This window comes from Flavobacterium sp. LK-23, assembly GCF_058135255.1.
This window is the reverse complement of record NZ_JBYUVT010000001.1, coordinates 655,141-671,442: the sequence shown is the minus strand read 5'-3', so window position 1 is coordinate 671,442 and position 16,302 is coordinate 655,141. Positions and strand designations below refer to the sequence as shown.

11 protein-coding genes are annotated in these 16,302 nt (G+C 35.0%); 8 read left to right on the top strand and 3 right to left on the bottom strand.

The window, feature by feature from the left end:
• Window positions 1-4: 4 nt before the first annotated feature.
• Window positions 5-1,165 carry a galactokinase gene (gene galK, locus AC3Y25_RS02860; RefSeq protein ID WP_489901669.1) on the bottom strand — a complete coding sequence of 387 codons (1,161 nt, stop codon included), beginning with the start codon at window positions 1,163-1,165 and terminating at the stop codon, window positions 5-7.
• Between the two features lie 245 nt (window positions 1,166-1,410).
• Window positions 1,411-2,463 carry an aldose epimerase family protein gene (locus AC3Y25_RS02855; protein WP_489901668.1) on the bottom strand — a complete coding sequence of 351 codons (1,053 nt, stop codon included), beginning with the start codon at window positions 2,461-2,463 and terminating at the stop codon, window positions 1,411-1,413.
• Between the two features lie 102 nt (window positions 2,464-2,565).
• Here AC3Y25_RS02855 and AC3Y25_RS02850 point away from each other — a divergent pair, with 102 nt between their 5' ends.
• The gene (locus tag AC3Y25_RS02850) at window positions 2,566-3,564 is read left to right on the top strand and encodes a GntR family transcriptional regulator (RefSeq protein WP_489901667.1); all 999 of its coding nucleotides are present in this window, start codon (window positions 2,566-2,568) and stop codon (window positions 3,562-3,564) included.
• Between the two features lie 85 nt (window positions 3,565-3,649).
• On the opposite strand, the gene AC3Y25_RS02845 is transcribed toward AC3Y25_RS02850, so the two are convergent.
• On the bottom strand, window positions 3,650-4,339 hold the full coding sequence (locus tag AC3Y25_RS02845; protein WP_095930664.1) for an NUDIX hydrolase: 690 nt from the start codon (window positions 4,337-4,339) through the stop codon (window positions 3,650-3,652).
• Window positions 4,340-4,912: 573 nt separating this feature from the next.
• Between AC3Y25_RS02845 and AC3Y25_RS02840 the strand changes: the two genes are divergently transcribed.
• The 7 genes from AC3Y25_RS02840 to AC3Y25_RS02810 all read left to right on the top strand — a co-directional run bounded on the left by AC3Y25_RS02840 (window position 4,913) and on the right by AC3Y25_RS02810 (window position 16,300).
• Window positions 4,913-7,969 carry a SusC/RagA family TonB-linked outer membrane protein gene (locus AC3Y25_RS02840; RefSeq protein ID WP_489901666.1) on the top strand — a complete coding sequence of 1,019 codons (3,057 nt, stop codon included), beginning with the start codon at window positions 4,913-4,915 and terminating at the stop codon, window positions 7,967-7,969.
• A gap of 28 nt (window positions 7,970-7,997) precedes the next feature.
• A complete protein-coding gene (locus AC3Y25_RS02835; RefSeq protein WP_095930666.1) occupies window positions 7,998-9,560 on the top strand; it encodes a RagB/SusD family nutrient uptake outer membrane protein in 1,563 nt (520 codons plus the stop codon).
• 128 nt (window positions 9,561-9,688) lie between these two features.
• Entirely contained in the window at window positions 9,689-10,696 is a 1,008-nt protein-coding gene (locus tag AC3Y25_RS02830; RefSeq protein ID WP_489901665.1) for an arabinan endo-1,5-alpha-L-arabinosidase, read from the top strand.
• Window positions 10,697-10,750: 54 nt separating this feature from the next.
• A complete protein-coding gene (locus AC3Y25_RS02825; protein WP_489901664.1) occupies window positions 10,751-12,289 on the top strand; it encodes an alpha-N-arabinofuranosidase in 1,539 nt (512 codons plus the stop codon).
• Window positions 12,290-12,300: 11 nt separating this feature from the next.
• Window positions 12,301-13,923, top strand: coding sequence for an arabinan endo-1,5-alpha-L-arabinosidase (locus tag AC3Y25_RS02820; RefSeq protein WP_489901663.1), 1,623 nt, complete (start codon window positions 12,301-12,303; stop codon window positions 13,921-13,923).
• A gap of 339 nt (window positions 13,924-14,262) precedes the next feature.
• Window positions 14,263-15,207, top strand: a complete 945-nt coding sequence (locus AC3Y25_RS02815) for a glycoside hydrolase family 43 protein (RefSeq protein WP_489901662.1) — start codon at window positions 14,263-14,265, stop codon at window positions 15,205-15,207.
• Window positions 15,208-15,319: 112 nt separating this feature from the next.
• Window positions 15,320-16,300, top strand: coding sequence for an arabinan endo-1,5-alpha-L-arabinosidase (locus AC3Y25_RS02810; protein WP_489901661.1), 981 nt, complete (start codon window positions 15,320-15,322; stop codon window positions 16,298-16,300).
• Window positions 16,301-16,302 lie beyond the last annotated feature (2 nt).

Sequence of the window (16,302 nt, the reverse complement as noted above, 5' to 3'; positions counted from 1 at the left end):
GGTTTTAAAGTAGCGTTGTTCCGTTAGAGATTTTTACATCATAGAATTTTAATTCAATTCCAAATGTATCTAAATAAAGTTTAGAGAACTTACGCTTTACCTCATTTTCATTTCCTTTTTTAACTAAATTGATAGTGCAGCCTCCAAAACCACCTCCCATAAGTCGGGAACCAATAATGGAATCGTCTTCTTTTGCGGTATCAACAAGCATGTCTAATTCTTCGCAGCTTACCTCATATTCTTTAGATAAACCATAATGTGTTTCAAAAAGTAATTCTCCTAAAAGTTCAATGTTTCCTTGGTCTAGTGCTTCACAAGCTTTGATAACGCGATTGATTTCTTTTACAACAAAATGAACTCGGTCAAAAACTTTTTCAGTCATTTTATCTTTTAAGCTCAAAACTTGTTCTACAGAAGAATCTCTGAAACTTTTTACTTCTGGGAACTGATCTTTTATGATAGATAAACCTTCCTCACATTCAATTCTTCTGGTATTGTATTCTGATGTAAAAAGCGAATGTTTTACATTAGAATCAAATAAAATCAGAGAATAATCTTTGAAGTCGGCATTGTGATATTCAAAATCTAAAGTGTTGCAATCTAGTTTGATCACTTTATTTTCAAGACCGTGAACGCTTGAAAATTGATCCATAATTCCGCAGTTGATACCCACCCAGTGTTCTGCTTTTTGCCCTAATAATGAAATGTCTTTTTTCTCAATTTTTAAATCAAACACCGATTTGATTCCGAAAATCATTCCGCATTCCAAAGCTGCAGAAGAAGACAATCCAGAACCAACCGGAATATTACTGCTGAAAACACAGTTAAAACCATCAAACGAAAATCCGTTATCTTGCAATTGTTTAATTACGCCACGAATGTAATTGGTCCAAACCACATCGCTCAGTTTTACTTCCTGAGTCAAATCGATTTCAAATTCTTCATTCAAATCGATGGCAATTATTTTAGAAGTTTTGGTGTTGTTTTTTTCAAAAGCAAAGCAAATCACTTTGTCAATTGCAGCAGGCAAAACATAACCATCATTGTAGTCAATATGTTCTCCAATGATGTTGATTCTGCCTGGAGAAAGTACCGTTTTTTGAGGAGAAGACCCGAAAGATTTCTCAAAAAAAGAAACGGTATTCTGTATTAAAATGTCATTCATTATATAGTTAGTATATTGTGGTTTTAGAATTTTATATGTGTTGAGTCAAATTATTTTTTCTATTCTACCTACTACTTATAGATAAATTAAAATCTGTCTAAATCAGCTTTAATCTGTGTAAATCTGCGTGAAAAAATCTTGGCAAAAGTATTTCACGCAGATTCTAAAAGATTTCAGCAGATTCAATTAGATTTTACTTGATGGATGAAATTATTTTTATTTTATCTTATCCAGCAGTTATTATATTAATTTAAACTTTCAAATTTGTAAAGTGTTTTTTGTGTGTATTCTTCGCCTTTTTTCAAAACTGCATTTGGAAAATGAGCATGATTTGGCGCATCTGGGAAATTTTGAGTTTCAAAACAAATTCCGCTTTGCGCATTATAATCAACGTTTTCTTTTCCTTTCAGTTTTCCGAAACAATTTCCGCCTACATATATATGTACACTTGGCTGATCGGTATAAACATTCATTCTTAGGTTATTTTTTAAGCTGATTAACTGCGCTACGATTTCAGTTTTAGAATTCACCACAAAAGAATTGTCAATTGGAAACGGACAGTTTTTTGAAGTTCTAAAATCAAAATCATGATTGGTTAAATCGGTGAAATTTCCTGTTGGAATATTATCAGAATTGGTTTCCAGTATTTTAGCCGATTTGATAAACATTTGCTGTTCTAAAACATTTCCGACATGTCCATCCAGATTAAAATAGCTATGGTGCGTCAAATTGATAATAGTATCTTCGGTTGAGGTTGCTTTGTATTCTAGCTTCAATTCATTTTCTTCGGTCAAAGTATAAGTCAAATAAACCGTCATTTCCCCAGGAAAATTTTCGTCTAAATGGGCACTTAAAAGGGCAAAAGTAATATAAGGATTTTCGCCAGAAGTTGCATTAACAACGCTCCATGCTTTTCTTCCAAATCCCATTACTCCTCCGTGAAGCGTGTTGCCGTTGTTGTTTCCGTCTAGCTGAAACTTTTTATCGTCAAGGCTAAAAGTTGCATTATGAATACGACCTGCATAACGGCCAACTGTAGTTCCGAAATACGGAGCACTTGGCAAATTATAAGATTCTAAATATGCTTCAAGATTATCAAAACCTAAAACAACATCTACTAATTTTCCGTCAAGCGGAATTTGGATAGAAGTTACAGTTGCACCATAATTGATGATCTGAACTTTCATTCCATTTTTATTAACCAAATCAAAAGAATAAATTTCTTCCTTATTAGGCATTAAACCAAATAATTTGCAATTATGAATCTCTTTTAAATGCGATATGTGTTTTATTTCCATAAAATTTTTACCAAAAATGAAATCCAAAAATAGAAACATTTATTATTTTTGCATACCAGTACCCACCAGTTTTTGTTATTTATAGTCAAAATGACTTTTATTATGAACATTCTTTCAATTCAAAATAACATCGGTCTGCCAAAATATAAGCAGATTATTCTTTCAATCGAAAAAGCGATTGAAGAAGGAAATTTGATTAAAGGCGATAGGCTTCCCTCCGTAAATAAAGTCTGTCTGGCTTTTTCTTTATCTCGTGATACGGTCTTATTGGCGTATGACGAATTGAAGAAAAGAGGAATCATTTACGCTATTCCAGGAAAGGGATATTACGTTAAAAGCGTTGAAATCACTATAACTCAGAAGGTTTTTTTACTTTTTGACGAATTGAATATTTTTAAAGAGGATATTTATAATTCGTTTTTAAAAAACATCGGAAAAAATGTTCAAGTCGATATTTTTTTCCACCACTTTAATGTTCAAGTTTTCAAAAAGCTGCTAAATGACAGCAACGGAAATTATACAAAATACATTATTATGCCGACGAACTTAAACGATATCGTCGATTCTATAAAAACCCTACCAGTAAGCGACGTAATTATTTTGGATCAGACCAATCCGGACTTAAAAATGTTTCCTGCAATTTATCAAAATCACCAAAAAGATATCTTTGAAGGTTTGATGAAAGGCAAATCGCGATTATCAAAATACAGGAAACTGATTTTAATTTTCCCTGGTTTTAGAGAACCTCCCGGAATGAAATTAGGGTTTGAGTCGTTTTGCCAGACTTATGGTTTTGATTATGAAATTATTTCAGATTTCGGCAATCAATCTATTGCTTTGGGAGATCTGTACATTATACCGCATGATCGTGACTTGCTTTTGGTTATAGAAAATGCAATGAGCAGAAATTTAAAATTGGGAGAAGATTTCGGAATTATATCGTACAATGAAACTCCATTGAAGAAAATTGCCGCAAACGGAATTACCACCATTTCAACCAATTTTGAATTGATGGGAAAAATTCTGGCCGATATGGTTTTAAAAGGAACAAAAGAGCAGATTGAAAATAGATCTGCTCTTATATTGCGTAATTCGCTATAAATTTCTCCCGCAGATTTAGCAGATGCAGGGGATTTTTTTATTAAATCAGCCAAATCTCCTAAATCTGCTAGAGAATAAATAAAGTTTATAAATTCAATACAAAATTATTGAGTAGTTTTTCTTCATATTTCTCTTTGTTGAAGGTATATAAGTAAGAGCCTTTTCGAGAAGACTGCATGTCTTTTTCTTCTAGTTTATTTAGAATTTCCAGAGAGTTTATTTTACTGATGAAATTTCTTTTGTCCAATTCTTTGCTCAAAATAGCTTCATAAAGTTCTAAAAGCTGACGCATGGTGAATTTCTCCGGAAGCAATTCAAAACCAATTGGTTTTACAGAAGTTTTATATCGAAGCCTCTTAATCGCATTTTGAACCATTTCGTTATGGTCAAAAATTAAATTTGGAGCGTCGTTAATCGGGAACCATTCAGCGTGGTAATTCTGGATCAATTCTGCATTGTGGTTTTCGATATTAATTAAAGCGAAATAAGAAACCGAGATGGTTCTTTCTACAGGGTCACGATCAATTTCACTGTAAGCATGCAGTTGCTCCATATAAATATCGTTAAGACCTGTATAGGTATTTAAGATTCTAGTTGCGGCAGCATCTAAGACTTCATCGCGTTTTAGAAAACCTCCAATTAAGGACCATTTCCCTTTTTCTGGCTCAAAATCTCTTTGTATTAAAAGGATTTTTAGACCATCATTGTCGAATCCGAAAATGATGCAGTCTACTGCCAGTAAAACTTTATCAGCAGAGCTATAACTATTTAGCATATATTATTAATTTGGATGGGTAAATATATGAACTTCTTAAAACGTATCATAATTTATTAATGTAGATTTTACACTTACATAATTAACTACTCAAATGTATAGTTAAAAAAGTTACTTTTTACATAAAAATAACATACAAATTCTCTTTTTAAGATTTTTTTAAGAAAAAAAACAGGACAGTCAAGGATAGTTTTTTGTAAAAATAGGTTCTGTTTAGCCAAAAAGACTCAAAAATAAACAATCTTTTACCTACAAAACTATCTTTTTTTTTGAATTCAAAACATTAAAAAACAGATTATTTATACTTTTTTTATTCCCATCTTTTTTTGATTAAAAAACGACTTTTTCAGTAAAAGTGTATTTTTTACACAATTAAAATCATTAAAACAGCAATTTTTTTGAAAAAACCTTGAATTTTTAAATGTTAATTTGACACTTAATTTGCGATATGTGTTTTTTTTGAGCTCTTTTTTGTGATATTAATTTGTTTACATGATTTTTTTTTAGTTAAATTTACAAATGTAAGATTAACACTTATTAACTAAACCACTAACCAATCTTAACTAAACCATTATGATTACAAAACAAAAATTACTTTTGTATTGCAATTTTCTATTGCCAAAAACAAATTGGATTTTAGCAGTTTTAATGCTATTATTTTCTGTTAATCAGATGTCTGCTCAAGACAAAACGATAACAGGGGTTGTTACATCGGCGCAAGACAATCTTCCTTTGCCGGGTGTAAACATTATAATAAAAGGAACCAAAACAGTTGCTACAACTGGATTTGATGGAGAGTATTCGATTAAAGCATCCACAAATGATGTTTTAGTTTTTTCATTTATAGGATTTCAGAACAAAGAGATAGTCGTAGGAAGCCAGTCTAAAATTGATGTGGCGTTGGGTGAAGACACTAATAAACTTAACGAGGTAGTTGTTATTGGTTACGGAACTCAAAAGAAATCAGATTTAACAGGTTCTGTAAGTGTTGTTAATTTAGAATCGGCTAAAAAAGTAGTTACGTATGATGCCGCAAAAATGCTTCAAGGACAAGTGCCAGGTGTTACTGTACAATCTTCGGGAGAACCGGGAGGTTTTGTTAATGTGAAGATTAGAGGTATAACTTCATTTAGCAACAATAATCCACTTTTTGTAATCGACGGAATTATGGTCGATTCACCTTATGATTTTGCCCCAGGAGAAATAGAATCTATGCAGGTTTTAAAGGATGCATCATCGGCTGCTATTTATGGTGTGCGCGGTGCAAATGGTGTTGTAATTATTACGACTAAAAAAGGGAAACAAGGCAAAATGGATATTAAATTCAAGTCTATTGTAGGTCTTCAAAATGTTGCTAAAAAGTGGGATGTTACAGATCGAGTAGGTTACCAGAAAATTACGAGCGAGGCCGAAAGAAACAGAGATATTAGAGCAGGTGTTCCTGTAAGCATTGCTCCAGGAAATGACCCAAATAGTGCATCGTACATATCAAATGTAGATACAGATTGGCAGAAAGAATCTTTTCAAACTGGTGTTGTACAAAATCAAGCCTTGACATTTACAGGAGGTGCAGAAAGTATTGCTTACAGCTTTAATGTTGACTATTTTAAAAATACAAGTTACATTAAAACGCCTCAGGACTATGAGAGATTGTCAACCAATTTAAATTTAAATGGTAAAAAAGGAAAATTTAAATACGGTGCAAAAATAGCTTATACACAATCTGATAAAGAAATTTTTAATGAATACAATGCAGGTCAAACGGTTGTAAGTGATATTTTAGGAGCTATTCCGACTATGCCCGTTTATGATGCAAACAGACTTGGTGGTTATGGAGGTACAGACAACCTGACTCAGAGAGCAATTTCTATGAACCCTATTGGATACAACAATCTGATTGATAATAATGGAAAAAGAAACCGTTTTATTGGAGATGTTTGGGGAGAAGTAGAAATCGTAAAAGGCCTAAAATACAAACTGGATGTAAGTTACGATAGAACTGATTGGGAAAATAGAAAATTTATTCCGCCAAGTGATTTAGGATGGTATTACATTACTACAAATGACGAAGCATCTCTAGATGTTGAAACGGGAAATGAGTTAAGAACATTCTTAAATAACATTTTAACTTATGAAGTTACATTAGGTAAACATAAATTTGATGCTCTTGCAGGTTGGATTCAGGAAAAAAGAGATTATCATAGATATAATATGAGAGGTGTAGGTTTTACTCCAAACGACATTCCGATGCTTCAATATGCTGATGCTAGAAATGCATCTGAATATAAATTTACGATTACTGGAATATCATACATTAGTAGATTAAATTATTCTTATGATGATAGATATTTAGTGCAGGCTAACTTTAGACAAGATAAAACGTCTCTTTTTAGTGAAAAAAATAATTCGGCAAACTTTTACTCTTTTTCAGGAGGTTGGAAACTTAGTAACGAAAAATTCTGGACATTGCCAGAATGGATAAGCAATATTAAACTTAGAGGAGGTTACGGGACATTAGGAAATAATACCATTTCGCAATATTTCTTTGCTTCAACCGTAAACAGTTTTGCAGGTTATGATTTTAATAATGAGCTTGCTCCAGGAACAACTGTAGTGGCGGCATTGGACCCGAATGTAAAATGGGAAAAATCTACAAACTCAAACGTAGGTATCGAATTAGGTTTCTTAAACAATGATTTACAGTTTACAGCAGAGTACTTTGTAAAAAAATCAGATGATTTATTGTTAGGCGTTCCGCTTCCGTTTTCTACAGGGGCATTTCCAGCGAGTGTTACCACAAATGCGGGATCAATGAAAAATTCTGGGGTTGAGTTTACAGCAGCTTACAGCAATCATCATCATAAATTTAAATATGATATTTCTGCAAACTTTGGAACACTGAAAAATGAAGTTACTAAAATCGGTGTAAACGGAAATCCGATCTACGGAGCAGTTTCTAAAACTGAAGTAGGAAGATCTGTTGGAGAAATGTTTGCTTGGGAAGCAGTTGGAATTTTCCAAAATGCAGCTGAAGTTGCGGCTTCTCCAACTCAAACGGGTGCAGCTCCTGGAGACGTGAAATTTAGAGATGTAAATGGCGACGGAATAATTACAGATGCAGATAGAACTTTCCAAGGTGTGACCATTCCTAAATATGGCTTCGGATTAAATTTCAGTGCTTCTTATTCTAACTTTGATTTCTCTATGTTTTGGCAGGGAGCGGGAGGTAACAAAGTATTTAATGCAATGTACCGCAATTTGATGATCGGACAATATACAAACCATCATACAGATGAGTTAAATTATTGGACACCAACGAATACCAATACCAATATTCCAGCTCCAGTTATTGGAGATCCAAATGGAAACAGCAGAGATTCAAACAGATTTATTGAAAGCGGTGATTATGTGAAACTGCAAACAATGGAAATCGGGTATAACATCCCGATAAAAGATAAATTTATTGAAAAAGCTAAGGTTTACCTAAATGGTCAAAATCTGTTGATTATCTCTAAATATAAAGGATATGATCCTGACTTTAACAGTGACGGATTACTTTCAAGAGGATATGATGCAGGATCTTTTCCAAATCCAAGAACAATTTCTTTAGGAGTAGAAGTGAGCTTCTAACCAGGTCTAACCATTAAAACGTATTAAAATGAAATCTAAATTTTTTAGCTATATAACCGTTTTCCTTTCACTAGCCTTGGTAACCACAAGCTGTGTGGATAACGAAGATTTGACTCAACTAGATCCAAATAATGATTCAGTCGATAATTTTTGGAAAACAGATGAAGATGCATTGCAAGGTGTAAATGCTGCTTACGGAAGTTTACTAACAGACGGAACTTACATGAGAAGCACACCATTATTATTAGATGCAAAAGCAGATGATTCTCGTACCAACAGCCCTTGGGCATCAATGTATAATGTGGGGCACTTTAATTCAAATGTTGCAGATGCAGCGATTTATGGATGGGCTTATGAAACCTATTATCAAGGTATTTACCGTGCCAATCAAGTATTGACCAATGTACCCGGAATTGAATTTGAAGACGAAGCTTTAAAAAACAGGATTATAGGACAAGCTTATTTCTTAAGAGGATTGTATTTTTTTCATGCAGTAAACATGTTTAAGAATGTACCTCTTCCAACAGAATTAGCAGTTTATTATCCTCAAAAAACACAAGATGAAGGCTGGGCACAAGTTATTGCAGACTTTAAAGCGGCAGCAGAATTACTTCCAAATTCTTATGTTGGCCTTTCAGGATTAGATGGAGGACAAAAAGGACGTGCAACTAAAGGTGCAGCGTTAGGATATTTAGGAAAAGCCTATTTGTTTACAAAAGATTTTACAAATGCTAAAACAACTTTCAAGCAAGTAATAGATTTAGGAGTTTATTCTTTGGTAGCAAATTACCGTGATAACTTCACAACAGCAAACGAAAACAATTCAGAATCTCTTTTTGAAGTGCAATTTAGCCGTGATGCCGGAGGTGTCGATTTAGGTTGGGGAGGTGCTCCTGCTTCTGGATGGGGAAAAACATCTGCAAGAGCTATTACTTATGCACCTCGTGCTTTCGGATGGACAGACGTTCAGCCAACTTGGGCATTGTTTAATGAATTTAAAGAAGAAAAAACAAAAACAGGACAAGATGATCCTCGTCTAGATGCTACTATTTTCTACAATAAACCAGGCGGAATGCAATTGTACGGAAAAGATTTTGCAACATTCTATGCTTCAAGTCCAGCCGATTTAAATGATTTATTCTGCAGAAAATACCAAAACTCTGACGGACAATTTGCAGACGAATACGATTGGCGTTCCGGAATCAATGAGCGTTTATTAAGATATGCTGATGTTCTTTTAATGTATGCAGAATGTTTGAATGAAACGGGCGATACTCAAGGAGCTTATACTTACATTCAAATGGTAAGAGACAGAGTAAATCTTCCTGATTTAGCCACTGCAAAACCAGGATTGTCTCAAGCGCAAATGAGAGAGCAGATTGGTCACGAAAGATTTTTAGAATTTCCTCTAGAAGGACACCGTTTTGACGATATCCGCCGTTGGGGATGGCTTCAAGACCCTGCTAAATTAGCTTGGTTAAAAGCAAGAGATGCAGAGTTTAATTCTTATACAGCAGGAAGAGAATATTTTCCAATTCCACAATTAGAAATGGATAACAACCCGGGAACTGTTCAAAACGACAGTTATTAAGTTTTCAGTCTCGGTTTTCAGTCACAGTCTCACTGTATATTGTAACTGAAAACTGAGACTTATAATATTATGCCTTAGAATTTGGAATACAAGAGAAGTAATTTTTAACAGTAACTAAAATTAGAATAATGAAAACAATTACAAGTTTGATTTTATTAGCGATATTATTTGGGAGTTGTCAGAATGAAGATATTGTCCCAACTCAAGAAGGAACAACAGCAGTTGTAAATGCAGAGGATTCAAAGGTTACCAATTTAACAGCAAAAACAGTCAGCGGAAATGTGCCATCACATGATCCAAGTACGATTGTAAAAAGTGGTGTTAATTATTATGTTTTTACTACAGGAGATAATATTCCAGTTACCTATTCAACAAATCTAACAAGCTGGGCATGGGGAACATCGGTGTTTTCATCAACGCCAAGTTGGATTACAGGATACGTTCCAGGATTCGTTAAAACCTTTTGGGCGCCAGATGTTGCTTGGTTTAACAATAGATGGAATATGTATTATTCCTGTTCTACATTTGGTTCAGCCACTTCTGCAATCGGATTGGTAACAACACCAGCCATTTCGCAAAGCGCAGGAACAACATGGACAGACAGAGGAGTTGTTGTTTCTTCTTCGTCAGCATCAGATGTTAATGCAATCGATCCGTCAATTTTAGTAGATGGAAGCAATGTCTATATGGCTTACGGTTCATGGCATGCGGGTATTGGTGTAATTCAAATTAATCCTTCAACAGGAAAAACAACAGGAATCAAAACCATTGTTGCTGGCGGAAACAGCGAATCTTGGGAGGCTCCTTGTTTAATTAAAGAAGGAAGCTATTATTACTTATTTGTAAACCGAGGAACTTGCTGTAATGGAGTTAACAGCACCTACTATATTGTAGTTGGACGTTCTACAAGTCCGTTTGGACCTTTTGTGGATAAAAACGGAGTATCTCTAAAAAGCGGCGGCGGAACAACCGTTCTGGCTTCACAAGGAAATTATATCGGTCCAGGGCATTTGTCAAGAATTACAGGAACTCAAAAAGGAGCGGTTCATTATTATGACGGAGCCGACGGCGGAAATCCAAAACTCGAAATTGTATACTTTACTTGGTCATCAGGATGGCCGACACTTTCTTATTAAAAAATTAAAATTCAGAGGAAAGTTTTCGGGCTTTCCTCTACAATAAAAACCACTATGAAAAAAGCACTTTTAATCACATTTCTTATTTCGTTTTGCAGTCAGCTGAATTTTGCGCAGACCACAATCACCATTAAAAATACGGCCGATGCGCCCACAATTGACAAAAATATCTACGGTCATTTTGCAGAGCATTTAGGGCGTTGTATTTACGGAGGATTTTTTGTGGGAGATACTTCGAAAATTCCAAATACAAAAGGAGTAAGAAATGATATTATTGCGGCTTTAAAAGATTTAAAAATTCCAAATTTGAGATGGCCAGGAGGCTGTTTTGCTGATACTTACCATTGGAAAGATGGAATCGGACCACAAGAACAAAGACCAACTATTGTAAACAAATGGTGGGGCGGAGTTACTGAAGATAACAGTTTTGGAACACATGATTTCTTGAACATGTGTGAACTTCTTGGAGCAGAACCTTATTTATCTGGAAATGTTGGAAGCGGAACGGTTCAGGAACTAGCAGACTGGGTTCAGTATACGAACTTCAGCGGTAAAAGTCCGATGAGTGATTTACGTGCTAAAAATGGAAGAAAAGAACCTTGGAAAGTAAAATATTGGGGAATTGGAAATGAAGCTTGGGGTTGTGGAGGAAATATGACTGCAGAATATTATGCAGGAGAATACCGTAAATATGCGACTTTCATGTCTGACTGGGAAAATACGGGAGGAATCACCAGAATTGCATCTGGATCAAATAGTTCAGATTACAATTGGACTGAAGTTTTAATGAAAGGAATTCCGTTAAATATGTTAGGCGGAGTTGGGGTTCATCATTATGCTGTCATTGACTGGGGTAAAAAAGGAGATGACAGAAATTTTACAGAAGAAGGCTATTTTAAAACGATGCAGTCGGCTCTAAAAATGGAAGAATTAGTTACGAAACATTCTGCTATTATGGACAAGTACGATCCTGAGAAAAAAGTAGCCATGATTGTTGACGAATGGGGAGGCTGGTACGAAGTAGAAAAAGGAACCAATCCAGGATTTTTATATCAGCAAAATACCATGCGTGATGCGGTTTTAGCTGGAGCAACTCTTAACATTTTCAATAACCATGCAGATCGCGTTCGTATGGCAAACCTAGCACAATGTGTTAACGTTTTACAAGCTGTAATCCTTACAGACAAAGCTAAAATGATTGTAACGCCAACGTATCATGTAATGAAAATGTACAGCGTGCATCAAGATGCGAAGTTATTGCCAGTAAGTTTCGAATCACCATCATACACTTTTAATGGAGAAAAACTTCCTGCGGTTTCAGTGTCAGCATCAAAAGATAAAAATGGCACAGTTCATATTTCATTAGTTAATGTGGATGCAAAAAACAAAAACAAAATCGAAATTGATGTAAAAGAATTAGGCGTGAAAAACTTCACAGGAGCGGTTATAACATCGGCTAAATTACAAGATTACAATTCATTTGAAAACCCAAATAAAATTGTTCCAACAGCTTTTAAAGGTTTCGAAAACAAAAAAGGAAAACTTGAAATCACTATTCCTCCTTTCTCAGTTGTTGTTTTAGAAGGAAAATAAAATAGAAGCAGATGAAAAAGCAAAATTTCATTTTAAAAACCATTTCTTCCATCGGATTTTTTGTGGCAGCAATTCTAATGGCGAGCTGTTCTAAAGATGATCCAGCGGCACCTGAAGTTGGTGGGCCAGATCCTGTCGTACCGCCAGTGGTTACGCCAACATTTAACGGACCGACTTATGCAGATAATTATACTGCATTTGCAAGCTGGAACACTAGATCACAATGGAATCTGGCAAATGTACATGATCCGTCAGTTGAAAAATCGGGAGAATATTATTATATGTACCAAACTGATGCTTCGTACGGAAATGCACATGAGGGTAATGGACATTTTTTCTACCGAAGATCAAAAGATTTAATCAATTGGGAATTTATGGGATCTTCAATGGCTCAGGCTCCAGCTTGGGTAAAAGATTCTTTAAATAATAAAAGAGCCAGAATGAGTCCAGCTCTTCCTCCGATAGAAAATCCAAATTATGGATTTTGGGCGCCATGCGTTCGAAAAGTAGGTAATGTTTTTAGAATGTATTACAGCATTGTAGTAACCAATCCCATTACAGGAACAGACACCAATACTTCTTGGACAGAACGTGCTTTTATTGGTTTGGCTGAAACAACAGATTTGGCTTCTAATAATTGGGTTGATAAAGGAATGGTAGTCTGCTCAGAACCTGACGGTGTAAAAAGTTATGTTAGAAACGGAGGAAACGATTGGGATGCTTATTTTAAATTCAATGCCATCGATCCGAGTTTTATTGAAACTCCCGAAGGTGAACAATATTTAATTTACGGTTCTTGGCATTCTGGAATTGCAGCTTTAAAACTAAATCCAACGACAGGAAAGCCAGATAAATTAAAAACAATTGATGATTACGGAGTTCGAATTGCAGGTCGCGGAAATGTAAATACGAATCGTTGGCAAGCACTCGAAGGACCAGAAATCATCTACAATCCAGACACGCAATATTATTATTTGTTTTTGGCTTATGACGAATTATCGGTTGCTTATAACACACGAGTTGCGCGTTCCAAAAACATTTTGGGGCCTTATGTAACCAACACAGGAATGAGTATTACAAACGGTGCAGAATGTTTTCCATTGGTAACGCATCCGTATCAATTTAAAAATCATACAGGTTGGGTTGGATTTGCGCATTGTGCTGTTTTTCAAAACCCAGAAACAAAACAATGGTTTTATGCTTCGCAGGCACGTTTGCCAGAAGGAGTTTCGGGAATTGCGGTTTCAAATGCAGTCATGATGGGGCATGTGCATGGAATTCAATGGACAGAAGACGGCTGGCCTGTAATAGAACCAGAACGCTATGCTGGAGTACCAACAACGACTTTTGCAGAAGGAAATCTGGTAGGAACATGGGAACAAATTACCATGAATTATCAGTACAAAACCATGCAGAAAGCGGTTACGATTTATTTAACTGCCGATAAAAAAGTAAGTGGGGACATAACGGGAACCTGGTCTTACGATCCTGCAAAAAAAATTGCCACAATAAATGGAGTGAAATGCAACGTAATTGATGCTTGGGATTGGGAATCGGCAACCAGAAAAGTGACTTTGACCTACACCGGAATTAATAGTGCGGGATTAGCAGTTTGGGGTAAAAAAGTAAACTAGAAAATTCCAATTTTTTAAATGCCAAATTCCAAGTATTAAAGAATGGCCACTCCCGATAGCTATCGGGATAAAGGATTAAAAAGATTAGAAAAAAATCTGCTCAATCTGCGAGAGAATAAAAATTTAAACACATAGAAACATAGGTTTTTTTGATCTGTAAAAAGAGTACAAAACAAATCTAGATTTGAACACATAGATTGCTATGTGAATTTTAAATAAATGAAATGCCTTTTTCAGACAAAGTAATGCTATGATTCTATGTGTTAAAAAAAATAAACTATAGACTAAAAGATAAATCCATTTAATCTGTGAAATCTGTGGCAAAAAAAAAAGTAACAAATGAAAAATCTATTTATAAACCTTTCTGTTTTGCTTTTATCGATTGTGGGAACTGCACAATCGGTAAAATTCAACAACCCCATTATTACAGATAAATATACAGGAGATCCTGCAGCATTGGTTTACCAAGACAAAGTGTATTTGTATGCAGGTCATGATGAAGCGCCAAACGACTTTAATTTTTATAAAATGAATGAATGGCTGGTGTATTCTTCTTCTGATATGAAAAAATGGGAATCACATCCTGTGCCATTGAAAGTAACCGATTTTAAATGGGCAAAAAGTGATGCATGGGCTTCGCAGGTAATAGAAAGAAATGGAAAATTTTATTGGTACGTAACAGTTGAACATGGAACTGTTCCTGGAAAATCGATTGGAGTTGCGGTTGCAGATAATCCGCTTGGACCTTTTAAAGATGCATTGGGAAAAGCACTAATCACCAACGATATGACCAAGTTTAGCGACATAAGCTGGGACGATATCGATCCGACGGTTTTTATTGATGTTGATGGACAAGCGTATTTATTTTGGGGAAACACAGCCTGTCATTACGCCAAATTAAAAGAAAATATGACTGAAATAGACGGAGAAATTTATCACATAAAACTGCCAAATTTCACTGAAGCACCATGGATTCATAAACATAATGGCTGGTACTATTTGTCATACGCATATGAGTTTCCTGAAAAAATTGCCTACGCCATGAGCAAATCCATTACAGGACCTTGGGAGTTTAAAGGAATTCTGAATGAATTAGCAGGAAACAGTAACACCAATCATCAATCTATAATTGATTTTAAAGGACAATCGTATTTCATTTATCATAACGGAGCATCAAAACCACATGGAGGAAGTTTTAGAAGATCTGTTTGTGTAGATAAATTATTTTATAACAAAGACGGAACAATGAAACGTGTCGTGATGACGTCTGAAGGAATACAATAGATTGTCAGTCTGAGCGGAGTCGAAGACAGTCACAGTTTTCAGTTTGGGTTTCTTATATGCTCTAGAAAAGTTTTCGTTGAGGTTTAAACTTAAATTTACTTAAATCACTTATATGGTTTACAAAAATATAAAATATACAATTTCAATTTTTTTGATGCTGACAACTTCGGTGATTATGGCGCAGGAAATTGTCGTGCATGATCCTGTTGTTATCAAGCAAAAAGGCACTTATTATTTGTACTGTACAGGTAACGGAATAAGTATTTTTAGTTCTAAAGATTTAAAAAAATGGAACAAAGAACCACAAGTTTTCACAGAAAAACCAGTTTGGGCAGATGGCGTTGCGGCCGATTTTAAAAATCATATTTGGGCGCCAGATATTTCATTCCATAACAATATCTATTATCTGTATTATTCAGTTTCGGCTTTTGCCAAAAATACATCGGCGATTGGCGTTGCGACCAATACCACTTTAGATCCAAAAGATAAAAATTACAAATGGGTCGATCACGGAATTGTCATTCAATCACAACCAAACAGAGATATGTGGAACGCCATTGATCCGAATTTGGTTTTTGATGAAAACAATACGCCTTGGCTTTCTTTCGGTTCTTTTTGGGAAGGATTGAAATTGGTAAAATTAAATCCCGATTTAAAATCAATTGCACAACCTCAGGAATGGCATACGATTGCAAAACGAAAAAGATCTTTCGAATTAGCAGATTCAGACCCTGGAGATGGCGCACTTGAAGCTCCTTTTATCTTTAAGAAAAACGGATACTATTATCAATTTCTTTCTTGGGATTTATGCTGTCGCGGAGAAAAAAGCACTTACAAAGTGGTTGTTGGAAGATCAAAAAATGTAGCAGGACCTTATTTGGATAAAGAAGGAAAACAACTCGATCAAGGTGGAGGAAGTTTAGTAGTTCAAGGGGATGAAAATTACTTTGGCGTAGGCCATAACAGTGCTTATACTTTTGATGGAAAAGATTATATGTTTTATCACGGTTACGAAAAGAAAACCAACGGAACACCAAGATTAGTGATTAGAGAAATACAATGGGATACTGATTTGTGGCCTGTTTTAAAATAGAA

Excerpts from the sequence above, each read along its gene's own strand:
- galK (WP_489901669.1), bottom strand. The coding sequence starts at position 1,165 with ATGAATGACATTTTAATACAGAATACCGTTTCTTTTTTTGAGAAATCT.
- AC3Y25_RS02855 (WP_489901668.1), bottom strand. The coding sequence starts at position 2,463 with ATGGAAATAAAACACATATCGCATTTAAAAGAGATTCATAATTGCAAA.
- AC3Y25_RS02850 (WP_489901667.1), top strand. The coding sequence starts at position 2,566 with ATGAACATTCTTTCAATTCAAAATAACATCGGTCTGCCAAAATATAAG.
- AC3Y25_RS02845 (WP_095930664.1), bottom strand. The coding sequence starts at position 4,339 with ATGCTAAATAGTTATAGCTCTGCTGATAAAGTTTTACTGGCAGTAGAC.
- AC3Y25_RS02840 (WP_489901666.1), top strand. The coding sequence starts at position 4,913 with ATGATTACAAAACAAAAATTACTTTTGTATTGCAATTTTCTATTGCCA.
- AC3Y25_RS02835 (WP_095930666.1), top strand. The coding sequence starts at position 7,998 with ATGAAATCTAAATTTTTTAGCTATATAACCGTTTTCCTTTCACTAGCC.
- AC3Y25_RS02830 (WP_489901665.1), top strand. The coding sequence starts at position 9,689 with ATGAAAACAATTACAAGTTTGATTTTATTAGCGATATTATTTGGGAGT.
- AC3Y25_RS02825 (WP_489901664.1), top strand. The coding sequence starts at position 10,751 with ATGAAAAAAGCACTTTTAATCACATTTCTTATTTCGTTTTGCAGTCAG.
- AC3Y25_RS02820 (WP_489901663.1), top strand. The coding sequence starts at position 12,301 with ATGAAAAAGCAAAATTTCATTTTAAAAACCATTTCTTCCATCGGATTT.
- AC3Y25_RS02815 (WP_489901662.1), top strand. The coding sequence starts at position 14,263 with ATGAAAAATCTATTTATAAACCTTTCTGTTTTGCTTTTATCGATTGTG.
- AC3Y25_RS02810 (WP_489901661.1), top strand. The coding sequence starts at position 15,320 with ATGGTTTACAAAAATATAAAATATACAATTTCAATTTTTTTGATGCTG.